Source organism: Klebsiella sp. HN106 (genome assembly GCF_051209435.1).
In the GTDB taxonomy this organism is placed as follows: Bacteria; Pseudomonadota; Gammaproteobacteria; order Enterobacterales; family Enterobacteriaceae; genus Klebsiella; species Klebsiella oxytoca.
The window spans coordinates 1,006,010-1,030,555 of record NZ_JBLURD010000001.1; the positions used below are offsets into that span (position 1 = coordinate 1,006,010).

25 protein-coding genes and 1 pseudogene are annotated in these 24,546 nt (G+C 55.5%); 16 read left to right on the forward strand and 10 right to left on the reverse strand.

Annotation, left to right across the window (positions count from 1 at the left end; genetic code table 11):
* Positions 1–31: 31 nt before the first annotated feature.
* On the reverse strand, positions 32–175 hold the full coding sequence (gene mgrB, locus ACSIPU_RS04715; protein WP_041146201.1) for a PhoP/PhoQ regulator MgrB: 144 nt from the start codon (positions 173–175) through the stop codon (positions 32–34).
* Between the two features lie 159 nt (positions 176–334).
* Here mgrB and ACSIPU_RS04720 point away from each other — a divergent pair, with 159 nt between their 5' ends.
* Positions 335–574 (forward strand): YobH family protein, encoded by a 240-nt coding sequence (locus ACSIPU_RS04720; protein WP_004103313.1) that lies wholly within the window; start codon positions 335–337, stop codon positions 572–574.
* A 45-nt stretch (positions 575–619) separates the two neighbouring features.
* On the opposite strand, the gene kdgR is transcribed toward ACSIPU_RS04720, so the two are convergent.
* Entirely contained in the window at positions 620–1,411 is a 792-nt protein-coding gene (kdgR, locus tag ACSIPU_RS04725; RefSeq protein WP_004103314.1) for a DNA-binding transcriptional regulator KdgR, read from the reverse strand.
* Positions 1,412–1,588: 177 nt separating this feature from the next.
* On the opposite strand from kdgR, the gene ACSIPU_RS04730 reads away from it, so the two are divergent.
* On the forward strand, positions 1,589–2,962 hold the full coding sequence (locus ACSIPU_RS04730) for an MFS transporter (RefSeq protein ID WP_004103315.1): 1,374 nt from the start codon (positions 1,589–1,591) through the stop codon (positions 2,960–2,962).
* Between the two features lie 72 nt (positions 2,963–3,034).
* On the opposite strand, the gene htpX is transcribed toward ACSIPU_RS04730, so the two are convergent.
* The 4 genes and pseudogenes from htpX to ACSIPU_RS04750 all read right to left on the reverse strand — a co-directional run bounded on the left by htpX (position 3,035) and on the right by ACSIPU_RS04750 (position 7,500).
* The gene (gene htpX / locus ACSIPU_RS04735; RefSeq protein ID WP_004113743.1) at positions 3,035–3,916 is read right to left on the reverse strand and encodes a protease HtpX; all 882 of its coding nucleotides are present in this window, start codon (positions 3,914–3,916) and stop codon (positions 3,035–3,037) included.
* 237 nt (positions 3,917–4,153) lie between these two features.
* Complete coding sequence (gene prc, locus ACSIPU_RS04740) at positions 4,154–6,202, reverse strand: carboxy terminal-processing peptidase (RefSeq protein ID WP_196557476.1); 2,049 nt, start codon at positions 6,200–6,202, stop codon at positions 4,154–4,156.
* A gap of 19 nt (positions 6,203–6,221) precedes the next feature.
* A complete protein-coding gene (gene proQ, locus ACSIPU_RS04745; protein ID WP_004103320.1) occupies positions 6,222–6,905 on the reverse strand; it encodes an RNA chaperone ProQ in 684 nt (227 codons plus the stop codon).
* An 81-nt stretch (positions 6,906–6,986) separates the two neighbouring features.
* Positions 6,987–7,500, reverse strand: a pseudogene (locus tag ACSIPU_RS04750) (GAF domain-containing protein).
* A 132-nt stretch (positions 7,501–7,632) separates the two neighbouring features.
* Here ACSIPU_RS04750 and yebS point away from each other — a divergent pair.
* The 5 genes from yebS to ACSIPU_RS04775 all read left to right on the forward strand — a co-directional run bounded on the left by yebS (position 7,633) and on the right by ACSIPU_RS04775 (position 13,675).
* On the forward strand, positions 7,633–8,916 hold the full coding sequence (yebS, locus tag ACSIPU_RS04755) for a membrane integrity lipid transport subunit YebS (RefSeq protein ID WP_017145645.1): 1,284 nt from the start codon (positions 7,633–7,635) through the stop codon (positions 8,914–8,916).
* Entirely contained in the window at positions 8,885–11,518 is a 2,634-nt protein-coding gene (locus ACSIPU_RS04760; protein WP_016808295.1) for a PqiB family protein, read from the forward strand. Before yebS ends, ACSIPU_RS04760 begins: the two co-directional genes overlap by 32 nt.
* A 78-nt stretch (positions 11,519–11,596) precedes the next feature.
* Positions 11,597–13,030 (forward strand): 16S rRNA (cytosine(1407)-C(5))-methyltransferase RsmF, encoded by a 1,434-nt coding sequence (rsmF, locus tag ACSIPU_RS04765; protein ID WP_026055908.1) that lies wholly within the window; start codon positions 11,597–11,599, stop codon positions 13,028–13,030.
* A 115-nt stretch (positions 13,031–13,145) separates the two neighbouring features.
* Positions 13,146–13,385: a YebV family protein gene (locus tag ACSIPU_RS04770; protein WP_004103329.1), complete on the forward strand. Its 240-nt coding sequence runs from the start codon at positions 13,146–13,148 to the stop codon at positions 13,383–13,385.
* A gap of 98 nt (positions 13,386–13,483) precedes the next feature.
* Positions 13,484–13,675, forward strand: a complete 192-nt coding sequence (locus tag ACSIPU_RS04775; RefSeq protein WP_004103330.1) for a YebW family protein — start codon at positions 13,484–13,486, stop codon at positions 13,673–13,675.
* On the opposite strand, the gene pphA is transcribed toward ACSIPU_RS04775, so the two are convergent.
* A complete protein-coding gene (gene pphA, locus ACSIPU_RS04780; RefSeq protein ID WP_004113754.1) occupies positions 13,672–14,325 on the reverse strand; it encodes a protein-serine/threonine phosphatase in 654 nt (217 codons plus the stop codon). The two genes, ACSIPU_RS04775 and pphA, sit on opposite strands and share 4 nt — an antisense overlap.
* 165 nt (positions 14,326–14,490) lie before the next feature.
* Here pphA and ACSIPU_RS04785 point away from each other — a divergent pair, with 165 nt between their 5' ends.
* From ACSIPU_RS04785 to ACSIPU_RS04815, 7 genes are all read left to right on the forward strand, one after another.
* Entirely contained in the window at positions 14,491–15,435 is a 945-nt protein-coding gene (locus ACSIPU_RS04785) for a VirK/YbjX family protein (protein WP_004103333.1), read from the forward strand.
* A 111-nt stretch (positions 15,436–15,546) separates the two neighbouring features.
* Entirely contained in the window at positions 15,547–15,690 is a 144-nt protein-coding gene (locus ACSIPU_RS04790) for an Ecr family regulatory small membrane protein (protein WP_142447463.1), read from the forward strand.
* 578 nt (positions 15,691–16,268) lie between these two features.
* A complete protein-coding gene (locus ACSIPU_RS04795; protein WP_017145644.1) occupies positions 16,269–16,820 on the forward strand; it encodes a Csu type fimbrial protein in 552 nt (183 codons plus the stop codon).
* A gap of 22 nt (positions 16,821–16,842) precedes the next feature.
* A complete protein-coding gene (locus ACSIPU_RS04800) occupies positions 16,843–17,361 on the forward strand; it encodes a Csu type fimbrial protein (RefSeq protein WP_032692328.1) in 519 nt (172 codons plus the stop codon).
* Between the two features lie 17 nt (positions 17,362–17,378).
* Positions 17,379–18,143 (forward strand): fimbrial biogenesis chaperone, encoded by a 765-nt coding sequence (locus ACSIPU_RS04805; protein ID WP_004113760.1) that lies wholly within the window; start codon positions 17,379–17,381, stop codon positions 18,141–18,143.
* Between the two features lie 2 nt (positions 18,144–18,145).
* Positions 18,146–20,479: a fimbria/pilus outer membrane usher protein gene (locus tag ACSIPU_RS04810; protein WP_004103340.1), complete on the forward strand. Its 2,334-nt coding sequence runs from the start codon at positions 18,146–18,148 to the stop codon at positions 20,477–20,479.
* Between the two features lie 11 nt (positions 20,480–20,490).
* On the forward strand, positions 20,491–21,450 hold the full coding sequence (locus tag ACSIPU_RS04815) for a Csu type fimbrial protein (RefSeq protein WP_004113762.1): 960 nt from the start codon (positions 20,491–20,493) through the stop codon (positions 21,448–21,450).
* 386 nt (positions 21,451–21,836) lie between these two features.
* On the opposite strand, the gene ACSIPU_RS04820 is transcribed toward ACSIPU_RS04815, so the two are convergent.
* The 3 genes from ACSIPU_RS04820 to yobA are packed head-to-tail and all read right to left on the reverse strand — an operon-like array spanning position 21,837 to position 23,440.
* A complete protein-coding gene (locus tag ACSIPU_RS04820) occupies positions 21,837–22,175 on the reverse strand; it encodes a YebY family protein (RefSeq protein ID WP_004103344.1) in 339 nt (112 codons plus the stop codon).
* A 16-nt stretch (positions 22,176–22,191) separates the two neighbouring features.
* Entirely contained in the window at positions 22,192–23,061 is an 870-nt protein-coding gene (gene copD, locus ACSIPU_RS04825; protein WP_004103346.1) for a copper homeostasis membrane protein CopD, read from the reverse strand.
* Between the two features lie 4 nt (positions 23,062–23,065).
* Positions 23,066–23,440: a CopC domain-containing protein YobA gene (yobA, locus tag ACSIPU_RS04830; protein ID WP_004103348.1), complete on the reverse strand. Its 375-nt coding sequence runs from the start codon at positions 23,438–23,440 to the stop codon at positions 23,066–23,068.
* A gap of 135 nt (positions 23,441–23,575) precedes the next feature.
* Here yobA and ACSIPU_RS04835 point away from each other — a divergent pair, with 135 nt between their 5' ends.
* Positions 23,576–23,806 (forward strand): DNA polymerase III subunit theta, encoded by a 231-nt coding sequence (locus ACSIPU_RS04835; RefSeq protein ID WP_004103351.1) that lies wholly within the window; start codon positions 23,576–23,578, stop codon positions 23,804–23,806.
* A gap of 78 nt (positions 23,807–23,884) precedes the next feature.
* A complete protein-coding gene (gene exoX, locus ACSIPU_RS04840) occupies positions 23,885–24,544 on the forward strand; it encodes an exodeoxyribonuclease X (RefSeq protein ID WP_004103360.1) in 660 nt (219 codons plus the stop codon).
* The last annotated feature ends 2 nt before the right edge of the window (positions 24,545–24,546 follow it).

Here is a 24,546-nt window from a genome sequence, read left to right on the forward strand (position 1 = left end):
GCAGAAGAAAATCAGTCATATAAAAAATGTCTTACCAGGGAATAAACTTATTGATAGTGCAGATGCCGCTGAAGAACTGTACATCCTGATCGCACATTACGTTAAGCATCTGAGTCCATAGCAGTAAACATCCTGCAATAACGACTATCAGCAAAACCCACCGTAATTTTTTCACTCCACACTCCGCATCAGTATCAAATGTCGCCAGGATAACATGACCATCTTAAACCGCGGCTAACTGTAATACGAAAGGCAAGTTTAGGAATCATAGACTTGTTTCAACTCGTGTGCATGACAGAATAGACGTAGGGATAATACAAATATTGAGGCAACAATGCGATTGATCATTCGTACCATTGTGGTGCTGGCTATCTTATGGATTGGCGTATTATTAAGCGGCTACGGCGTGTTAATAGGCAGCAGTGAGAATGCCGGTGGGTTAGGATTGCAGTGCAAATATCTCACCGCTCGCGGCATCAGCACCGCACAATATGTTCACTCCAGCAGCGGTATTATCGGCATTACCGATTGCCCTGTTCTGCGAAAAAGCGTCACGGTAGTGGATAACGGCTAGTCATGTTTCGGGCTACAGCAACGGTAGCCCGAATAGGATAGTGAATCAAAACGGATAATCGTTGTAGCCCATCTGCTCAGAAATTTTACGCGCCGCCGTGTGCAGCATCGCAACATACTCGTTCAGGCGCTCTTCGGAGAAACGTAGCGTCGGGAAAGAGATACTCAGGCCGGCGATAACCACGCCGAAGCGGTCGAAAACCGGCACCCCGATGCAGCGCAGCCCTTCTTCCTGTTCTTCGTTATCTTCGCCGTAGCCCTGCTCGCGGACCTTATCCAGAACCGCCAGCAGCTCTTCGGTGCTGGTGATGGTCCGGTCGGTACTGCGTTTGTACTCAACGCCTTCCAGAATCTGCTCAACTTCCGCGCGATCGCGCCATGCCAGCAGCACCTTACCGATCGCGGTGCTGTACAGCGGGTTACGGCGTCCGATGCGCGAATACATGCGCAAATTGTACATTGAGTCGATTTTATGGATGTAAACAATGCTGTCTTCATCCAGGGCGCCCAGGTGGACGGTCTCTTTCGTCAGGCGTGATAGCTCGCGCATCTGAATGTCGGCGCTGCGCACCAGATCGACGTTCTGCAAAGCCCGCGCGCCGAGTTCGAAGAGTTTCAGGGTTAAAGAATACTTCTCAGATTCCCCTTCCTGCGCTACGTACCCCAGCGATTTCATGGTCTGCAAAAAGCGATAAACGGTGCTTTTTGACATCATGACGCGCTGGGACAGTTCGGTAATGCCAATTTCACGCTCTTCGCCAAGCGCCTGCAGGATGCCAAAAACCTTCAATACCGAAGAGACAGAATCTGGCTGTTTATCCAAATCTGCAACTGCCATTTATCACCTCATCGCAACTGTTTTATAAAAATTAGAACCGGTTTTTATTATAAATTCGCATCCCGTTACCCGCAATCGTTCTTCTGCCCATTCGTTACAAATCTGCGACATGCCGCTGAATATTCAATGCTAAAATCATTATCCAGTTAATAGTTCCCGATAAGACATACACTTTATATGGATAAAAACCTCCCCGATGGGCTGCCAGCACCGCAGCGTTACGGCGCCATCCTGACCATTGTATTAGGCCTGACGATGGCCGTGCTGGACGGCGCTATCGCCAACGTAGCGCTTCCGACGATCGCCAGCGATTTAAACGCGTCACCGGCATCCTCAATCTGGATAGTAAACGCCTATCAAATTGCCATTGTTATTGCGCTTCTGCCGCTCTCTTTCCTCGGCGATATGGTCGGCTATCGGCGCATTTATAAAATCGGCCTGGTCGTATTCACCTTCACCTCTCTAGCCTGCGCGCTCTCCCGCAGCCTGGAAATGTTGACGCTGGCGCGCGTTGCGCAGGGTCTTGGCGGCGCGGCGCTAATGAGCGTTAATACCGCGCTGATTCGCCTGATTTATCCCCGCCGCTTTCTCGGCCGCGGAATGGGGATCAACTCTTTTGTTGTCGCCGTCTCATCCGCTGCGGGCCCGACCATTGCCGCCGCTATCCTGTCGATGGCTTCATGGCAATGGCTGTTTCTCATTAACGTTCCGCTGGGCGTTATCTCACTGGTTCTCGCGATGCGCTACCTGCCCGCCAATGTCGGCGGGAGCAAGGTCACCCGCTTCGATCTGCCCAGCGCCATCATGAATGCTCTCACTTTCGGCTTATTAATTACCGCTCTCGGCGGGTTCGCTCAGGGCCAATCCGGCGAGCTGGTGCTGGCGGAGGTTATTGCGATGCTGGTCGTTGGATTCTTTTTTGTCCGCCGTCAGCTCAGAATGCCGGTTCCCCTGCTACCCGTCGATCTGCTGCGCATTCCGATTTTTTCCCTGTCCATCTGCACCTCGATATGCTCCTTCTGCGCCCAGATGCTGGCCATGGTTTCGCTACCATTCTTCCTGCAGTCGATGCTTGGACGCAGCGAGGTGGAAACCGGTCTGCTCCTGACGCCGTGGCCGCTGGCAACCATGGTAATGGCGCCGCTGGCAGGCTATTTGATAGAGAAATTTCACGCCGGTCTGCTGGGGGCGATTGGTCTGCTGGTAATGGCCTGTGGCCTGTTCGGTCTGGCGATGCTCCCCTCCACCCCCACGGATCTGGATATTATCTGGCGAATGGCGCTCTGCGGCGCGGGCTTTGGCCTGTTCCAGTCACCCAACAACCATACGATCGTCTCTTCAGCGCCGGCTCACCGCAGCGGCGGAGCAAGCGGCATGTTGGGTACCGCCCGTCTGCTTGGCCAGAGTACAGGCGCCGCGCTGGTGGCGCTGCTGTTTAACCTGCTGGGCAATAGCGGAACTCATACCGCACTTCTGCTGGCCGGGATCCTAGCCGTCGTCGCCGCTGCCGTCAGCGGGCTACGCGTCACGCAGCCGCGCGCCAGGCTGTAGGCAAAGAATCGACATAAAAAAATCCGCAGCCCGAAGGTTGCGGATTTTTGTTTTCAGGGCCGGGAGCGGCGATTACTTCAGGTATTCGCCGCTGCGCAGGGCTTCAATACGCTTATCCAGAGGCGGGTGAGTCATAAACAGCTCGCTCATGGATTTCGCTTTACCGTTAATGCAGAATGCCATCATGCTGCTGGCCTCCTGCGGCTCATAGCTGGTTTTCAGACGCTGCAGCGCAGCGATCATTTTCTCACGCCCCACCAGTTTCGCTGAGCCAGCGTCCGCATGGAATTCGCGGTAGCGGGAGAACCACATGGTGATGATGCTGGCCAGAATACCAAACACCAGCTCCAGTACCGTAGCAACCGCAAAGTAGATCAGCGGGTTGCCGTTGCTGCTTTCACCTTCATCGCGGTTGCCGCCGAGGAAGCCCGCCGCAATCTGCGCGATAACGCGCGAGATAAAGATAACGAAGGTGTTCACTACCCCCTGAATCAGCGTCATGGTGACCATATCGCCGTTAGCGATGTGGCTAATCTCATGGGCGATAACCGCTTCCGCTTCATCACGGCTCATGTTCTGCAACAGCCCGGTGCTGACCGCAACCAGCGACGCATCGCGGCGCGCGCCGGTCGCGAAGGCGTTAATATCCGGCGCATGGTAGACCGCGACCTGCGGCATTGCAATTCCCGCCTGGCGCGCCTGCTGCGCGACGGTATTCATCAACCAGCGCTCGGTTTCGTTACGCGGCTGCTCAATGACTTCCCCACCCACCGATTTCAACGCCATCCATTTCGACATCAGCAGCGAAACGATTGAACCGCCGAAGCCAAACAACAGCGCCATGATCAGCAGCCCGGTCATGCTGCTTGACTGAATTCCCGTCAGGCTTAGCACCAGCCCGAACACCACCATCACTGCCAGGTTGGTCAGCAGGAAAAGCGCGATTCGCATCATAATTTTCTTTTTACCTCGATTTAACAAAACGCACTATGCGATTACCCACATGGTATGGGTAGAACGCTAATTTTCAACCATCAGCCCCCGCTAAGTCACGAGAAAGACACAACTTTACATTTTGTAGCATATTGCTGACGCTGGGCAAAAGCGTTGACATTTTGTTGAAATCAGGCAATGAACGTTGGGAAAGAAGCGAAAGAAAACGGGCACAAATGATTGTGCCCGTTGGGGGGATTATTTACTGGCCGGGGGCTCTACCGCTGGCCGATCCTTTTCCTCATGGGCCAGGTCGAGCGCAATATGAACCGTTTCATCAAGATACGGATCGGGCTCCTGGTAATCCTTCGGCAGATCTTCCAGCTTTTTCAGTAACGGCTTACCTTCGCGTTTCAGGCGATCGTTAACGCGGGCCAGACGAATCGCATCATCTTCTTCGTTCTCCTTTTCACGCTGCGCGTAGTTCAGGGAAACGATGTTGCGTTTGTCTTTCATCGCGTTATAGCGAGCAATATCCTTCATGATGTACTGGAACTCAGGATCTTTGGCAATACGCGCATCGTGACGCTTCAGCAGTTCCGGTCCAAACGGCGTCAAATCGCCATATTTCACGAAGGTTGCCGCATTGACGCTATCCCACGGCAGCGCGTTGTCTTCATACTGCTCGCCGGTCTCACGCTCTTCGGTTCCGGTCGGCATCATGATATCCGGCGTTACACCCTTGCGCTGAGTACTACCGCCGTTGATGCGATAGAATTTCTGGATAGTGTACTGTACGGAACCCAGCGCCGGCCAGTCAGGACGCAGCATCTGATCGTAGATACGGTTCAGCGAACGATACTGCTGGACGGTCCCTTTACCGAAGGTCGGCTCTCCGACGATCAGCGCGCGGCCATAATCCTGCATCGCAGCGGCGAAAATTTCGGAAGCCGAGGCGCTGAAACGATCGACCAGGACGACCAGCGGACCTTTGTAGTACACCACGCCATCGGTATCGCTGTCTTCACGGACTTTACCGTTATTATCGCGAACCTGGACAACCGGGCCGGAGGGGATAAACAGGCCAGAAAGCGAAACCGCTTCGGTCAGCGCCCCGCCGCCGTTGCTGCGCAGATCGATGACGATACTGCTAACGTTTTGTTTCTCCAGCTTTTGCAGCTGAACCTTAACGTCATCCGTCAGGCCAACATAGAAGCCAGGAATATCCAGCACGCCAACTTTTTCTTTGCCAAAGGTTTTGACTGACATCTTAACCGCACGGTCTTCCAGACGAATGCGTTCACGCGTGAGGGTCACAATACGCGTTTTCGCGCCTTTACCCGCCGGGAGAATCTCCAGGCGAACCTTGCTGCCCTTGGGACCTTTAATCAGCGCGACGACATCATCAAGACGCCAGCCGATCACATCGACCATGCCTTTACCAGGCTGGCCGACGCCAACGATGCGATCGCCCACGCTGATGGCTTTACTCTTCGCCGCCGGACCGCCCGCGACCAGAGAATTGATCACCGTGTAGTCGTCGTCCATCTGCAGCACCGCGCCGATACCTTCCAGAGACAGGCTCATTTCAGTATTGAACTGCTCGGTGTTGCGCGGTGAGAGATAGTTTGTATGCGGGTCGATTTCACGCGCAAAGGCGGTCATCGCCAGTGAGAAAACGTCTTCGCTATTGGTTTGCGCCAGACGGCGGATAGCAAACTTGTAGCGGCGGGTTAAGGTTTCGCGAATCTCTTTATCATCTTTGCCAGCCAGCTTCAGGCTTAGCTGGTCAAACTTCACCTTGGCATCCCACAGCGCGTTCAGCTCGGCTTCATCTTTCGGCCAGGGCGACTTGCTACGGTCAAGGTTGAAATTATCGTGGCCGGTAAAATCCATCGGCCGTTCCAGCACTTTCAGCGCATATTGATAGCGCTCAAAGCGACGCTTCTGCGCCAGGTTATACAGGTCGTAAAATACGTCCAGCTTCCCACTGCGCAGTTCATCGCCGATTTGATTCTTTTTCGCGGCAAACTGGTTGACGTCGCTGGCTAACAGTACGTTATGGCTGTAATCCAGCAGGTTCAGGTAGCGATCGAAAATTTTCGCCGAAAAGGCATTGTCGAGATCGAACTGGCGGTAGTGAGAGCGGGTAAAGCGCGATGTTACGCGCTCGCTCACCGTCGCGTGCTGCGGCTCTTCTTTCAGCACGGGGATTTGATCGACCCGGGTTATATCGTCCACGGCGAACGACTGGCCTGCTATTACCAGCAGGCCCGCCAACGCGGTGAGCTTAAAGAATTTGTTCATGCCTGGCCCGGCCTCCGTTTCAGAACACCAGGTGTTCTGCGCGTACAATCATTGACATACCAGAAGTCAGCTGTACACGAACGCCATCTTTGGTGATTTCCAGGACGGTGGCGTCCATTGCATTATTGCCTGCTTTCACCTTCAGTGCCTGGCCAACGGTCAATACAGACACATCTGATACAGGGGTATGACGCTCTTCGCGCGGCGCTTTGGCTGCTGCTGCCGGGCGTGGTTTACGCTGCTCAGCGCCTTCTTTGCGACGAGCCTGAGGCTGAGGACGCGGTTTACGCTCGCGACGTGCTCCCTCTTCCGGCTGGCCTGCCGCGGCAGCGGCTTCACGTTTTTTGGCCTGCTGCGCTTCGCGCTGCGCCTGAACGCGGGCTTTTGCTTCTTCAAGCTGCTGGCGGGCATGAGCGACATGCTGCTCTTCCAGTTCGCCGCACGGGTTGCCGTCAAGGTCAACGCGGACAGCGCCTGGCTTAACGCCGTACAGATAGCGCCAGCTCGAAGTATAAAGACGCAAAGCAGCGCGAAGTTGGGTTTTGCTGAGATTCATCTCTCCGCCAACGCGCTCAACGAGATCCTGAAAAATACCGACTTTCAGGGGGCGAGCTTCGCCTTCAGCGCTAAAGCACTGAGGGAAACGTTCGGCCAGAAACGCAATGACTTCTTTACTGCTATTCAACTTAGGTTGATTTTCCATGAAATTTCCTGATTACAACGGACGTAGCCAACAAGCCGCAGGCATGAACAGGCGTCATTATAATGACGTCCTCGGTAAATGCTACGTTATCCGTTGATTATCCTGCGACGCGGGTGAATATTTTTTGATAATCCGTGGCAGAAATGAGTTTTTCCAGATGCGAGACCAGTTCTGCCAGACCCCGCTCGTCTTCAACGGTGAAGCGGGAATGCGCCGTGCTATCGATGTCCAGGACGCCGATGGTTTGATTGTTCACCCGTAGCGGGAAGACAATTTCCGAATTGCTGGCGGCATCGCAGGCGATGTGGCCATCAAAGGCGTGAACATCCTCGACCCGCTGCACGCGATTCTGCGCGACGGCAGTCCCGCATACGCCGCGTCCTACCGGAATACGCACGCAGGCCAGCTTGCCCTGGAACGGCCCGAGGATGAGAGTATCGCCTTCCAGCAGATAGAAACCGGCCCAGTTCACTTCCGCCAGTCGTTCAAATAACAGCGCGCTGGTATTTGAGATCATCGCCAGGAAGCTGGTTTCGCCTGCCATTAACGCCTGAAAATCGCGGTTTAAATCCGCGTAGAATTCTGATTTGTTCATTATATGATCGCTTAGTTGTCTTACTGCCTTACACTTACAGCCTAATAAAATAAGCTTTAAATGCATTCATGCTCAAGATGAATTCATTCCTGAGTTAAGATAGAGAGATACATTCATTTCTGTAAGTTATAAATGCCACTAAAAACACCCAGGATTACGCCAGCAAAAAAGATGATCGTCTACTCGGTCAGCGCCCCTGTTGCGCACGCTCACTATCAGCGCTGCCCGCAGTGCGACCTGCTGTTTAGTTTACCGGTCCTCAAAAAGAATCAAAGCGCCTGGTGCCCTCGCTGCAACGCCAAAGTGCGCGATGGCCGCGACTGGTCGCTTACCCGGCTGGGCAGCATGGCGATCGCTATGCTGCTGCTGATGCCTTTTGCGTGGAGCGAACCGCTGCTACGTTTGCATCTGCTGGGCGTGCGTATCGACGCTAACGTCCTTCAGGGCATCTGGCAAATGACCGGCCAGGGCGATCCGCTCACGGCGGCGATGGTGCTCTTTTGCGCGGTCGTCGCGCCGGTGCTGCTGGTGGTGTCAATCGCCTACCTGTGGTTGGGCAACGTGCTGGGCATGAATCTGCGACCGATACTGCTGATGCTGGAGCGGCTCAAGGAGTGGGTAATGCTGGATATTTACCTGGTTGGCATCGGCGTCGCCTCCATTAAAGTGCAGGATTACGCCTTCCTGCAGCCGGGTATCGGGCTTGTCGCCTATATTTCCCTCACGCTGCTCAGTATCCTGACGCTTATCCATATGAACGTTGAAGAGCTCTGGGAGCGTTTTTATCCCCAGCGCCCGGCGCTGCGCCCGGATGAAAATCTTCAGGTCTGTCTGGGCTGCCATTATACCGGACATCGCGATGCGCGCGGGCGCTGCCGCCGCTGCCACACGCCTCTGCGCCATCGACGCCGGCAAAGCCTGCAAAAGAGCTGGGCTGCGCTGATCGCATCACTGGTTTTCCTGCTTCCTGCCAACCTGCTGCCGATCTCGATCATCTACGTCAACGGCGCGCGTCAGGAAGACACCATCCTTTCCGGCATTATGTCGCTGGCCAGCAGCAACGTCGCCATCGCCGGGGTGGTGTTCATCGCCAGTATTCTGGTCCCATTCACCAAAGTTATTGTATTGTTTACCCTGCTGGTCAGCATACAATTCAAGTGTGAACAGGGGCTACGTACCCGCATCCTGCTGCTGCGGCTGATTACCTGGATCGGCCGCTGGTCTATGTTGGATCTTTTTGTCATCGCATTAACCATGTCGCTGATCAACCGCGATCAGCTCCTCGCGTTTACGATGGGGCCCGCCGCGGTCTATTTTGGCGCCGCGGTAATTTTAACTATCCTTGCTGTTGAATGGCTGGACAGCCGCTTACTTTGGGACGCACATGAGTCAGGAAACGCCCGCTTCGCCGACTGAAGCCAAGATTAAAACTAAACGCCGCATTTCACCGTTCTGGCTGCTGCCGGTCATCGCGCTGCTGATTGCCGGTTGGCTGATTTGGACCAGCTATCAGGATCGCGGTACGACGATCGTCATCGACTTCCAGTCGGCCAACGGCATCGTTCCGGGACGGACGCCTATCCGCTATCAGGGGGTAGAAGTCGGTACGGTCGAGAATATCTCGCTAAGCAAAGATCTGAGTAAAATCGAGGTTTCTGCCAGCGTCAAAGGCGATATGAAAGATGCGCTGCGCAAGGAGACCCAGTTCTGGCTGGTGACGCCGAAAGCCTCGCTTGCCGGCGTGTCCGGCCTGGATGCGCTGGTTGGCGGCAACTATATCGGCATGATGCCAGGTCAGGGCGAGCCCGAGGATCATTTTGTCGCCCTCGATACCCAGCCGAAGTACCACATTAATAACGGCGAGCTGATGATCCATCTCAAGTCAGCGGATTTAGGCTCGTTAACCAGCGGTTCGCTGGTCTACTTCCGTAAGATTCCGGTCGGCCGGGTGTATGACTACGCCATTAATCCGAACAATCAGGGCGTCACGATTGATGTACTGATCGAGCGGCGTTTCACCAATCTGGTGAAAAAAGAGAGCCGCTTCTGGAACGTATCCGGCGTAAAGGCGGACGTCAGCCTGAGCGGAGCTAAAGTTCAGCTGGACAGCCTCTCCGCGCTGGTGAACGGCGCTATCGCCTTTGATTCCCCCGATGATTCTCCGCAGGCTCAGCAGAATACCGATTATCACTTATACGAAGACCTGGCGCACAGCCAGCGCGGAGTGGTGGTTAAACTGGACCTTCCGGACGGCGCAGGGTTAAAAGCGGGCTCTACACCGCTGATGTATCAGGGTCTGGAGGTCGGCCAGCTCAGTAAACTGAATCTCAATGCTGACGGGAAAGTCACCGGCGAAATGACCGTCGATCCCAGCGTCGTCAGCTTGCTGCGCGAGAAGACGCTGATTCAGATGAAGAAGCCGAAAATCTCGCTGGATAATCCCAGCGTCAGCGCCCTGCTGACCGGTACCACCTTTGAGCTGGTCCCCGGCGAGGGTGAACCGCGCAACCAGTTTGCGGTGCTGCCTGCCGATAAATCCATCCTGGAAGAACCGGATGTCGCAACCGTCACGCTCACCGCGCCAGAAAGCTACGGTATTGATGCCGGGCAGCCGCTGATCCTGCACGGCGTTCAGATTGGCCAGGTTCTGGAGCGCAAGCTAAACGCCGACGGCGTCACTTTCCAGGTCGCAGTCATGCCCGAGTACCGTTCACTGGTGCGCGGCGACAGCAAATTCGTGGTCAATAGCCGTATCGACGTCAAAGTCGGTATTGATGGCGTGGAGTTCCTCGGCGCCAGCGCCAGCGAATGGGTCAACGGCGGGATCCGCATTATTCCGGGCGACAAAGGGGCGATGCAAAGCCGCTATCCGCTGTACGCCAACCAGGAAAAAGCGCTGGAAAACAGCATGAGCGATCTGCCGACCACCACTCTCACGCTCTCAGCTGAGACGCTGCCGGACGTCCAGGCAGGATCGGTGGTGCTGTATCGTAAATTCGCAGTCGGGGAAATCATCACCGTTCAGCCGCGCAAGAACGCTTTTGAGATCAACATCCATATCAAACCGGAATATCGCCATCTGCTCACCAGTAACAGCGTGTTCTGGGCCGAAGGCGGCGCGAAAGTGCAGCTTAACGGCAGCGGCCTGACGGTTCAGGCCTCCCCGCTCTCCCGCGCGCTGAAAGGCGCGATAAGCTTTGATAATCTGAGCGGCGCCAGCGCCAGCGCGCGTATCGATAATAAACGCGTGCTGTATGCGTCGGAAACCGCCGCCCGCGCGGTGGGTGGCCAGATAACCCTGCACGCCTTTGACGCCGGTAAAATCGCCGAAGGTATGCCGATTCGCTACCTGGGGATTGATATTGGGCAGATCCAATCGCTGAATTTAATTACCGCGAAAAACGAAGTGCAGGCGAAAGCGGTTCTCTATCCGGAATACGTCAACACCTTCGCCCGCGCCGGCACGCGTTTCTCGGTGATTACTCCGCAGATTTCCGCAGCGGGCGTCGAGCATCTGGATACGCTCTTCCAGGCCTATATTAACGTGGAGCCGGGACGCGGTGCGCCGCGCCGTGATTTTGAAATTCAGGAAACCACGATTAGCGATTCACGTTATATCGACGGCCTGAGCATTATCGTCGAAGTACCCGAAGCCGGTTCGCTGGGTATCGGCACGCCGGTGCTGTTCCGCGGGCTTGAAGTCGGTACGGTTACCGGCCTGATGCTCGGTTCGATGTCGGATCGCGTCATGGTACAGCTGCGTATCAGTAAACGTTATCAGTATCTGGTGCGCAACAACTCGGTGTTCTGGCTGGCTTCTGGTTATAGCCTCGACTTTGGCCTGATCGGCGGCGTGGTGAAAACCGGTACCTTCAATCAGTTCATTCGCGGCGGCATCGCTTTTGCGACGCCTCCGGGTACGCCGCTGGCGCCGAAAGCGCAGGATGGTAAACACTTCCTGCTGCTGGAGAGTGAACCGAAAGAGTGGCGCGAATGGGGTACCGCCCTGCCGCGCTAAGCATAACAGGCTCCGGTGTCCGTCGCCGGAGCCTTTATGGTAAACTACGCCCCCTTTTTTCGTTGTGGTGCGCTCCCCGTGGCTCAAAACGCTGTCTATCTTCCTGAAGAATTCCTCGCTCAAATGCGTACGGCAATGCCGACGCATCTCTCTTTCGCTGACTTTATCGCCGCCTGCCAGCGCCCCCTGCGCCGAAGCCTTCGCGTAAATACGCTAAAAATCAGCGTGGCTGACTTTTTGCAGCTGGTCGCCCCCTACGGCTGGCAGCTAACGCCGGTACCCTGGTGTGAGGAGGGTTTTTGGATCGATCGCGAGGAAGACGACGCCCTGCCGCTGGGCAGCACCGCTGAACATCTCAGCGGGCTGTTTTACATCCAGGAAGCGAGCTCCATGCTGCCAGTCGCCGCGCTGTTTGCCGACGGAAATATGCCGAACCGGGTGATGGACGTCGCCGCCGCGCCGGGGTCAAAAACCACCCAGATCGCCGCGCGCATGGGCAATAAAGGCGGGATCCTGGCCAACGAATATTCCGCCAGCCGGGTTAAAGTGCTGCACGCCAATATCAGCCGCTGCGGGATCGGCAACGTGGCGCTGACCCATTTTGATGGGCGCGTATTCGGCGCCGCGCTGCCGGAGTGTTTTGACGCGATTCTCCTCGACGCCCCCTGCTCCGGCGAAGGCGTGGTACGGAAAGACCCCGATGCGTTAAAAAACTGGTCGCCGGAAAGCAACGCCAGTATCGCCGAGACCCAGCGCGAGCTTATCGACAGCGCGTTTCATGCGCTTCGCCCCGGCGGCACGCTGGTCTACTCCACCTGTACCCTGAACCGGCAAGAAAACGAAGACGTGGTCAACGGACTACTGGCGCGCTATCCGCAGGCGGCAGAGGTACTGCCGCTCGGTTCGCTGTTCCCGCAGGCCAGCGAGGCGCTAACCGAAGAGGGTTTCCTGCACGTGTTCCCGCAGATTTTCGATTGCGAAGGCTTCTTCGTCGCCCGTCTGCGTAAAACCGCCGCCATCGCACCGCTGCCGGCGCCGGGTTATAAGGTCGGTAAATTCCCCTTTATCCCGCTTAAAAGCCGCGAATCGGCCGCCATTGCGACCGCAGCTGCCGCCGTTGGCCTGCATTGGGACGCTGACCATACGCTCTGGCAGCGGGATAAAGAAATCTGGCTATTCCCTCACGCGCTCGAGTCGCTATTCGGCAAAGTGCGCTTTTCCCGCATCGGTATCCGTCTTGCCGAAACCCACAACAAAGGCTATCGCTGGCAGCACGAAGCGGTCATTGCGCTTGCCGCGCCTGATGCCCCTTTTGAGCTGACCCAGGCCGAAGCGGAAGAGTGGTACCGCGGTCGTGACGTCTATCCTGCAGTACCGCCGCAGCAAGATGATGTTATTGTCACGTTTCAGGGCGCGCCGCTGGGACTGGCGAAAAAAATCGGCTCGCGTTTAAAAAACAGCTATCCCCGTGAACTGGTGCGCGACGGAAAGCTTTTTAGCACTAAAGCGTGATGACGAACGGAAAAACAGCATTTTTTCACTGGCGCTTTGCGCACCTTTGTCTACGCTGAAAAATGGCGGCCTTAACTGGTCGTACCACAAATCAGCAGATCAACGGGGTGAATTTATGAGTAAAACCAGCGTACGTATCGGCGCGTTTGAAATAGACGACGCCGAACTGCACGGCGAACAGCAGGGAGAGCGAACGTTAAGCATACCCTGCAAATCCGATCCGGATTTATGTATGCAGCTAGATGCATGGGACGCGGACACCAGCGTACCCGCCATACTTGATGGTGAACATTCCGTCCTCTACCGTAAGCACTACGATCGTCAGTCCGATGCCTGGATCATGCGTCTCGCCTGATTCAAAGGAACCCGTCGCCTGAGACGGGTTATTTATTCCCCCTGCTTTCCCGACATCTCCTACACTTATAACTATGTTTTTCAGGATATGAGACCGGGATGTTTGCCTTAGTGCTGTTTATTTGTTACCTCGACGGAGGCTGTGAAGATATCGTTGTGGATGTGTACGATAACGAACGGCAGTGCACCGCAGCGATGGACGATCAGCGAATACGTCACGGCGGCTGCTTTCCGGTAGAGGATTTTATCGATAGTTTCTGGCTGCCCGCCCAGGAGTACAGTGACTTTTAGCCCGTCCTCTGTAGCGCCGCCAGGGTTAACTCCCCGCCAAATACCGCCCCGGTATCAATATAGTGCTGATTATCGTAGTCGTAACGCCGTTTAAGCGGCGTATGGCCGAACCAGAAGTGGTCAGCACCGGCAATCGCGCCGTGACGCCCGGAGAGATGATCGGTAAGACGCTGTCGGCTCCACAGCACCTGATGCTCATCCACCGCCTGCTGCCAGCGATAAAGCGTCGCCGGATAATCCGCATGGGCGATAACATGTACCTGCTCAGCGCTGTGGAGCTCTATAATCAGCGGCAGATGACGGCAGCGGGCGATAAGCGGCGCGAGGCGCTCTTTCTGCTGTTCTGAGCGTTGCGTATACCAGCCGCCGCCGTTCATTTCCCAGAGCATCGGTTCGCCATCGGCAAGCGTATCCAGCGCCATCTGTTCATGGTTGCCGCGCACCGCGAAAAACCAGCGATAGCGCAGTAAATCCAGACACTCCGCGCTTTGCGGCCCACGATCGATCAGATCGCCCACGGAAAGAAGCAGGTCCTGGTAAGGATCGAACCTGCGCTCGCGAAGGGCTTCCATCAGCCGCGCAAAGCAGCCGTGCAGGTCGCCAACCAGCCAGATATTACGCCAGGCGGAACCGTTAATACGCTGATACATATTTCGTCCTCCTGACCTAATTATAGGAAAATTCTCCCGCTGCCGCGGGCGTAATATTGCCACCTCAATCGAGTTTAAACGAAAGCCAAATATAGTCCGCCAGGGCATTAAGCTCCTCACGATATATCCCTAGAATAGAGGCTAAATAACAACGAGGTATTCATCGTGACGGATAACAGCCTGCATTCAGCCGGGGTCGTTGAACGACGCCCCAATCTTATTGCCGACCTGGTGATGGGGCGACTCACCCCTGCACCCATCTGGCAAAAACGTAATTACCGGCTGAAGTTTTTACTGCGCACGGCATTATTTTATGCGCCAACGCGCAGCATGCTGGAGAGCCTGTCGGCGCGCGCGGACTTCAATCAGCTACTGACCGCTCAGGTGACTCTGCCGGGCAAGGTTCATCGTCAGTATTTAACCCGCGGGCTCAACGCCAGCCAGCGCGCGCACGCGATTATCAGCCACTACCAGTTTGTCGACTCGCTGGGCGGATCGCGCCTGGCTGATGCCATGACCGCAGCGAATGAGCTGCCGCTGCTTGAGCTGGCAGGCAAGGACGACAGCCGGTTTACGCTTTCCGCCTCTTCGGCGGGCAAAGCTGAACGCGAGGGTGAAACGACCCTATGGCTGCGCGATGGCGATGGGATCGTGCTCGCCAGCGCGACTTTTAGCGTTTCCCGTCAGCAGGATTGCTGGCAGTTGACTATTGGCGGCCTGCAGGGGCCGCGTAGCAATATTTCGCATGAAGTGATTAAACGAGCAACCCGCGCCTGCTACGGTCTGTTCCCGAAACGCCTGCTGATGGAGTTTATCTGGCTAATGGCGGCGCGTTGCGGCATTCAACATATTTACGGAGTCAGCGATAACGGTCACGTCTTCCGCGCGCTGCGCTATCGTCTGAGCAAAGGGCGCCATTTCCACGCCAGCTATGATGAATTCTGGCAATCTATCGAAGGGGTAGCCGACAGTGCATGGCGCTGGCGCTTACCACTGAAGCTGGAAAGAAAGACGCTTGAGAGCATTGCCAGTAAGAAGCGCGCTGAATATCGTCGCCGCTTCCAGCTGCTGGATGATATGGCTGCGCAGATGACAATTATCATGGATTAACGCTGCAAACGTTTCATCAACGCCGTATAGCACAGCGGCGTTTGCATCTTCTACGCCGCTTTAGTTACTATCATAACTTCGTTGTACTCCTTGCGGACGGCTAGTGAAGTTATGAGCAAAACAGAAATACTCCTGCTGGCTATCCTGTTGATTATTTTGTCCGCTGCTCTCTGGTTTATTTTTAGTGACGAAATATGGTTCATTGTTAGCTACCTTGAAACAACGCTGTACCCCTCTTTTGTGACGCCAGAATAATGCCCTGGGCGTTATTTCTTTGTCGCCTCTAAGCTGCCTATCCTTTCTTCGCAATACCTCGGACAAGCGCCGTTAAAATAATAGGCAAAAAATTTAAGGCGTTTTCTTATCTATTATTCTATTTGTCATACAAATGTGTATACTGGGTCACTTCCGATGTTGGCCCGTAAAATTCACCTGCACTATGGGCCTGATTTCGTGCAGGTGTTTTCTCCTCGTTGTCGCTCAACCGCACGGTAAGTGTCTACACACGCCTTTTTGTCCAGATTTTTTGTTTCAAACTTTGCGCCCGATTGTGATTTTAAAAAAATCGCGTTCTCTTCTCTCTCCTTCAAAAAACAAAGAAAACACATAAAACCAACAAAATATTAACATAAGGAATTTTATTTCAACAGAATAGCAATAAGTCAGACTAAAAAACTATTTCACAACCAAAATGCAGTCATTAACGCAAAGTTACCCATATCCCACAGAAGTAGCTATACGTTAACCAACAAAACCGTGGTTGTTAAACGGTAACTCACGACTATCGCTACATTGTTGTTTTTCTTCAGCGGCTTTCCACTAAGAGGTTTTCGATGAACGTGAAAACGATATCGCGCAGTATCCTGGGCGGCTTACTGAGCGCCATAGTTCTTACGCAACCGGCTTCCGCAGCGGGAACATTAAGCGGCCAGATTAGTGTTCAGGTCACACTTGGCAGCGGCTGCAGCGTATCGAACGTCCGAAATGGAGAAAACAACCGCTGGGGCACGATTAATTTCGGCGCCTACGGTGATTTAGCCAACTCCATTGATGCAAGCGTCACCGGAAGCGGCGGAGGTAACGCGCTTACCGTGACCTGTACCGAAGATCTTGACTCAACGCTGACGCTTGACGGCGGCCAGTATGGCGATGCTGCTCTGCGTTACATGAAAAACGCGGCAGGAAACCAGCAGATTGCTTATCGGCTCTATGCGGATGCCGGCCGCAGTCAGGAAATTTTACCCGGCGGAACAATCGCTATCGTAGGCACAGGCAACCCGCAGGCTATCCCCGTTTTTGCCCGTATTCGCCCCGAGGACCAGAGCGTCAACGCGCCGACAGCCGATGTGTATGACGACATCGTAACCGCAACGTTAACCTGGTAATCGCATAAGGAAAATGGGCGTCATGCTTCGACCAGAGTGGCTTACATTAATTCTGCTTTTTACCTCGGGCGCCCACGCCGCTACTGTCCAGAAGACCTTCAAAGTCTCCGCGCAGATAACCGCTGGCTGCGCGCTTGGCGCGGGGGATGGCTCCCAAACGACGGATTTCGGCACCTTGAGTTTTGGCACTCTGTCATCGCTTTATAACAATGTTGATGTCGCCAGTACTTCCGGCGCCGGCTCAATCATCGTGACCTGTACCCCCGGCACCGCTATCTCAATCGCTCTCGACTATGGCGTAAACGGCGGTTCGGCCACCCGGCGCTATATGTCGAACGGCGGCGGCAACACGCTGGCCTATCAGCTTTATCAGGATGCCAACCGCGCTAACGTTTGGGGCAACAGTACGCTGGCCCTGAGCGTTGCATCATTTCCGAGCTCCACGCAAACCTATACGGTTTATGGCCGCCTTTTTGCCACGAATGGCTTCCCGGCGGTGGGCTCCTATACCGACACGGTCACCGTCACGCTGACCTATTAAATCATCACAGGTTAACTATGATTCGCTGTAGATTTGCGCTGTTTACATTCGCTTTATCTCTCCCCTGCTCCGTTATGGCCGCAAGCTCCGTCCTCGTTTGGCCCATCTTCCAGACTATCGAAAGCCACGAAAAGGGGTCAGAGCTGTGGCTGGAAAACCGCGGCGCTACCCCGGTTAATTTACAGCTGCGCGTTTTTTCCTGGGACCAAAAAGGGTCGTCCGATGCCTATGCCGATCAGCGTGACGTCGTCGCCAGCCCACCTTTTACCACCGTCGCGCCCGGCCAGCGTCAGCTGGTACGGTTGATGCGCATCGCCCCCGTCACGGCTGGCAAAGAACAATCCTACCGTATTGTTATCGATGAGATCCCTGCCGCTGAACCGACGGCGCAGAAGGAACAGAATTCCGCCGGACTGAAAATGCGCATGCGCTATGTCCTGCCGTTGTTTACCTACGGACAGGGCATCAACCCGCTGAAGAACAATGGATCCGTGGAAGCGGTAAGAACCACGCTGCGCTGGTCGCTCTCGCGGCAAAATAGCCGCCAGACGCTGTGCATCGACAATACCGGCAATCAGCATGCCCGGCTCAGCGCGGTTTACTGGGCCAATGCCGGTGGCAAGGGCCAGATAGCTCAGGCCAATGGCCTGCTCGGCTACGTGCTGGCGCAGAAAAAGAGCTGTTTCCCGCTGGTGGGAAACGCTTCAGTCCCCTCAGGCATGCACCTGTTCGCGAAATTAACAGATAACGGCCAGGCGGTGGAAATTCCGGCGGATCGTTGATAATGCGCGATCTGAAAAGGGCAGCGACCGGAGGGCTGTTGGCACTAGCGTCGGTAACGGCCTGCGCTGCGACCTATGATTCGTTGCCTGCGCCAGCAGCTTCATACAGCGATAAGCAGGAGTATGAGCTGTATCTCAGCGTATCGGTCAACGGGAATCTCCTGGCGAGCGCCGCTCCTGTAAAGGTTATTGCGGGTCGCTATTGGATCGCCGCCGAGGTTTTGCGCCAGGCGCATATTCCCTTACAGACCCAAGATGCGCTGGTTGACGTGACGACGATCCCCTCGGTTAAAGTGGAATACGATCGGCCGGGGCAAATGCTCAATCTCCGGGTGCCGGACAATTGGCTTCCCGAGCAGCGCATCGGGGAGACGACGGGACAAAACTACCAGGCCGCGATAAGCAGTCCCGGCATGTTATTTAACTATGACGCTTACAGCCTCTTCTCGTCCGGCGGAACGCAAACCACCAGCACCTATACCGAGACGCGCCTCTTCGGGCCGCCAGGCGTTCTTTCTAACAATGCCGTCATCCGGCAAAACTGGTCTTCGACGGGCTACGAGCAGCAGGGCTTTATGCGTTACGACACCCTGTGGAAATACAGCGACAGCGAACAGATGATTAGCTACCAGGCCGGGGATGTGGTCAGTAACGCCCTGACCTGGAGCAGTTCAGTACGAATGGGAGGACTCCGGCTGAGCCGTAACTTCAGCGTTCGCCCGGATCTGGTGACGTATCCGCTGCTCAATTTATCCGGCAGCGCGGCGGTTCCTTCAAGCGTCGATCTGTTTATTAACGGCTATAAAACCAGCTCCGCGCAAATCAATGGTGGCCCCTATACGCTGACCAACGTTCCCTGGATCAGCGGCGCCGGCGAAGCTACCGTGGTGACCACCGATGCCCTGGGTCGTCAGGTGTCCACCAGCATTCCTTTTTATGTCTCCAACACCCTGCTGCGCGAAGGCCTGAGTGATTTTGATTTCACCCTTGGGGCCCTGCGCAACAACTACGGTATCAAGAGTGCCGATTATGGCGCCGGCGCGCTGAGCGCAATTTATCGCTATGGAGTCAACAACTGGCTCACGCTGTCGACGCATACGGAAGACCGCAAAGGATTAACCAATGCCGGAATAGGCAGCGATATCGGCGTGGGGAACCTGGGCACCCTCAGCCTGTCGACCAGCGCCAGCCGGGGCGACGGCAGCGGCAATCAACTCACCGCCGGATACTCTTATTACGCCAGCAGCTGGGGAGTGAACTATCAGCATATTCGCCGCAGCGCCGACTACAACAACCTCAGCACCTACGGTTCTGTCGCCGCATTAAGCCATCAGTCAGATCAGGCGACGCTGAGCCTGAGCCCATGGGACAGAGCGCTCGGATCTTTCAGCATTGGCTATTTTGATATCAAAGCCGAGGATAATTCACATACCCGGCTCATGAACCTCTCCTGGAGCCGCAGCCTGTGGCAAAGCAGCAGCCTCAACCTGAGCGTAAACCGCGATCTGCAGGACAATAGCTACGCCAGCATGTTGCAAATCATTATCCCTTTCGATTCGCAAAGCTCCGTGCAGCTAAGCGGTCAACGATCCAGCTCAGGCCAATGGGGGGAAAATATCAACGTTAGTCGCTCTGCCCCGGCGGAAGGCGGGCTGGGCTGGAACCTCGCCCATTCGATCGGCGGCAATAACTATAGTCAGGCGGATCTGACCTGGATTAATCGCGTGTCCACGCTGAGCGGTGGCTATTACGGGTCGCGTGACGATCATCACAGCTGGTTTGAGGCCGCAGGCTCGGTCGTGCTGATGGATAACAGTCTGTTTTTCGCCCGGCAAATTAACGACGCCTTTATCGTCGTTTCTACCGGCAACTATCCAAACATTGCGGTGAATTATGAAAACCGCAAAGTCGGCGTGACCGATAAAAATGGTCATCTGCTGATCCCCTGGGCTTCGGCCTGGTATCCGGGAAAGGTCACCCTCGATACGCTGCCGTTGCCCACGGATACCGAAGCCGTCACGGTGGAAAAACGCATCGCCGTACGCGAAGGCAGCGGCGCGCTGGTTGATTTCCCGGTTAACCGCGTGCGCTCGGCAACGCTCATCTTCGTCGATGCTCAGGGACAACCGCTACCGGTCGGTACGCCGGTGGAGGAAGTTAATAGTCAACAGCGCGCCCTGGTGGGCTACGACGGCGTGGTCTGGTTCTCGCACCTCGGGCGCATTAACGAAGTCAAAATAAATGCCGGAGAGCTTCGATGCAGCATCCCGTTCGAGCTTCCGGAGACCACGCCGGTTCCGCAGCGGATAGGCCCGGTCAGCTGTCCCTCTTCATAGCGGAGATAAGATTGAAAAATATCATCCGGGTATTCGTGATGCTTTTAGCGCTTGGGCAAGCCAGCAACGCGCTGGCCGCCTGCAGCATCAAAACCAGTGCGCCAGCGATCGGCCCTGTCGATTCCTTTACGCTCTACAGCGCGCCTCAGGGCGTGATGGCGGGCGCGGGGTTTTACTGCACCCCGGAACTGGTGGCGCTGAACTCGACCAACACGCTAAGCGCTACCCTGGCGTCGGCTAACCAGAGCAACAGAGTGCCCCGGCTGCTTAACGGCGCCGGCGATGCCATCCCTTACAGCATCTGTTCTGACGCATCCTGCTCGCCGGCCTATCAGGATGGCGGCGTAATAAGCTGGTCCAGGACAACGCTGCTTGAGCTGCTGGGGCTATTTAACTCGAGCGATGGCACCATGCCGCTCTACTTCAGAACCACCCCGGGAGCCAACGTGCCCGCCGGAACCTATAGCGATGTCTTAACCATTACCTGGGTGTATCGTTTTTGCTACGTCGGGCTCGATCTACTGGGCATTAAGATATGTATTCCGAATAACGGCACCCTGGTCTCTACGGTCAACGTATCGGTGAGGGTGACCAATTTTTGCTATATCGACAGCGCGCCGGACGTCGAGTTTGCCCCTGCCGCCCTCCCGTCCGGTTTTAGTTCCTACAGCGGCCAGCTTGCCATTCGCTGCACAAAAAACGCGGCCTACACCGTCAATCTCGCCAGTACTAACGCCAGCGTCGGCGACTGGCGGCAGATGAGCCAGCCCATCGCTAACCAACCGACTGCCTTTTTGCAGTATCAATTTTACCAGCCCAACGGCAGCGCCTGGACGGAAAATAACAATCTCAGCGTGACCGGCTCCGGCGCCGCGCAATCTGCAAGCTACACCCTGAAGATTAACCCGAACCAGAGCAACCAGCCTGCGGGAACCTACAGCGATACCGTCCTGGTGACGGTGAGCTATTAAAAGGTTAGCAGGCGATTTTTTTGTAAAAGAAATGTTTAGGAAATTATTGTTGTGGTATAAGAAAAAAGCCCCGAAAAAAGCTGCTGGGGTTTTTAGAAGGGAATCTGCGATTGCTGAAAAAAAGATAAAAAAAGACCGAACACGATTCCTGTATTCGGTCCAGGGAAATGGCTCTTGGGAGAGAGCCGTGCGCTAAAAGTTGGCATTAATGCAGGCTAAGTCGCCTTGCCTTATAAGAATAGTTTACCGTGTCAGGTTTTCCAGTCCGTGACAAAAGGGAACCAATAATTCCTCTCAGGATTGCGTATGCCTACAAAAAACCGCCGCTCCCGGAATGGGGAGATGGCGGTTATTTTTATGTAAAAACAGTAGGATGAAAATATCGATCAGCAGAGTTTCTGCGCGCGCTCAATAAATGGCGCAAGGCTCATTTTTTGTCCCGGCTGCTGCGGATCGTCAATCTGGATCACAGAAATCGGCTGCGCGTTGGTCTTACCGTCTTTCATCTGCTGCTCGGCGATGTCGTTTAACGGGTACTGCACCAGCGTGCTCGGATTGATGGCAAACAGCGCGTTGCCCGGACGGCAGGTCAGCATCACCTCTTCCCGATTAAACGCCCAGCTCTCCTTACCGACTTCAAAGCGGCTCACGGTAATCACCTGCGGCGCCGCCAGCGCAGCGCCAGAACTTGCCAATAACAACATTGTCAGAACGATTTTTTTCATGATTTAACCAGTTTATTCAGAATGGTTCCCAGGTGGCAAACAGGCTGACGGCAAATAGCGCCAGCGCCCCCAGCGCAATTTCTATCTGCGTGGTCCGCACGATAAGCTGCTCCGCTCGCGTTCCGCCTGCCGACATGCGTGGCACCAGAACATACCGGTTCACCAGCGCAATTACCACCATTGCCGCCACCAGCGCACATTTGAGCAACAGCATACGCCCCCAGGGCGAGGCGCTGATGAGCCCGCCCTGGATCAACAGCGCATTCACTGCGCCGCTGGCGATAGCGCCAGCAACCGCCAGATGCCCGTAGCGTGAAAAACGCATCATGGTGGCAATCGCCGCCTGCCGCCAGCGACCGTGCGCCAGGCGAAGACAGTAGATAAACGGCAGCAGACCGCCAACCCAGCTGGCAACACAAAACAGATGAATAGCATGGTTGGTCCGCTGCACTATCCCCAGCCAGCCGTCGTTCATCGCGGCATGACCGACGCCGGCCAACAGCAGCAGCTGTGCGCAAAACAGGACCAGCAGCAAACGTCCCGATCGTCGGGGCTTCAGCCAGACCACCGCCAGCGCCACAAGGGCGAGTAAAATCTGCCATATCCACACGCTACCGAACTGCGTTCCGGCAACCGCCTGCCAGATAGCCGGCTGCCAGACGTCCGGCCAGCCGCTGCCCATCAGCCCACCCTGCGCCATCAGCATCAGCAGCGCCGACAGCGCGCTCGCCAGCAATAAATGGCGCATTAGCGGGTAGAAACGCTGCATCATTAAGCGGCGCAAGGTTACCGGCGCCCACCATGTCCCATAGAGGACACAGCCGAAAGCGACGATCAGCGAGATAAAATGGATAAAGCGTAAGCTGACATAGACTCCACTCAGCATCGGCTTACTTCACGGTAAAGGTGTATTGTCCTTTCGTCTTATGGCCATCAACGGAGACCACGTGCCAGTCAACGGTATATTCGCCCGGCGTCAGCGCCTGCTCAACCGGTACCGTCAGCTCGGCCTTATTACTGTCGCTGCGGACAGGTTTACCAAGGGTGATGGTATTCTGCTGCGGCCCGGTGAGGGTCACGCCGCTAAACTGCGTTTCGATGCCTTCAGAGAAGTTGAGGGTCAGCGCCTGGGGTGAAGCCGCCACCACCGCGCCGGCGGCCGGAAGCTGCTGTTGCAAATGGGCGTGGGCGAATGCGCCTGCTGCGCTGAGGCAACCGGCGAGAAACAGAGACAGACGCAGCGCGCGTCCGGCGATGATTGGCATAGTTGTCATTCCTTTTTGTTATGTATGTAGCACAGAGAATAACCCTGTATAATGGCGCAGTCGAGCTAAGCGTCTGAGACTTGCCTTTTTGCCGCGTGCTTAGTACTTTTTGCGGCGTTATCAGAGGAGAAACCGATGGAAAAGAACCTGGCTAAACTATCCCAGGAGGAGATGGACAAAGTGAATGTCGATCTCGCCGCGGCGGGCGTTGCGTTTAAAGAACGCTACAATATGCCGGTGGTTGCCGATTTAGTCGAAAGAGAACAGCCCGAACATCTGCGCGGCTGGTTTCGCGAACGTCTGATTGCCCATCGACTGGCCTCCGTTTCGCTCTCTCGCCTGCCCTATGAACCGAAACAGAAATAATTCCCGTCCCCTGCGGACATCCGAGTTGGCAAGACCCGCGTGTTGCATTACGCTGGTTTCTTTGGCCTGGAGCGAGCCATGCTGCGCGTAATCGATACAGAAACCTGCGGATTGCAGGGAGGCATTGTTGAAATCGCCTCGGTTGATATTGTCGACGGACAAATTACCAATCCCATGAGCCATCTGGTTCGCCCCGACCGCCCCATCAGTCCGCAGGCGATGGCGATTCACCGTATCACCGAAGAGATGGTCGCCGATAAGCCGTGGATCGAGGAGATTGTGCCGCTGTATATGGGCAGTCCGTGGTATGTCGCCCATAACGCCAGCTTTGACCGTCGGGTGTTGCCAGAGATGCAGGGCGAATGGATCTGCACGATGAAGCTGGCGCGCCGCCTGTGGCCAGGCATCAAGTACAGCAATATGGGGCTATATAAGTCGCGCAAGCTTAGCGTCACGACGCCACCGGGACTGCATCATCACCGGGCGCTTTATGATTGCTATATCACCGCCGCCCTGCTGCTCGATATTATCAACACCTCCGGCTGGACGCCTGAGGAAATGGCGACCATTACCGGCCGCCCGGCGCTACTATCCACCTTTACCTTCGGCAAATATCGCGGCAAGCCGGTTTCCGAGGTTGCGGAAAACGATCCCGGCTATTTACGCTGGCTGTTTAATAACCTGGAGCGCATGAGCCCCGAGCTGCGCCTGACGCTGAAGCACTATCTCGGGGAGTAACC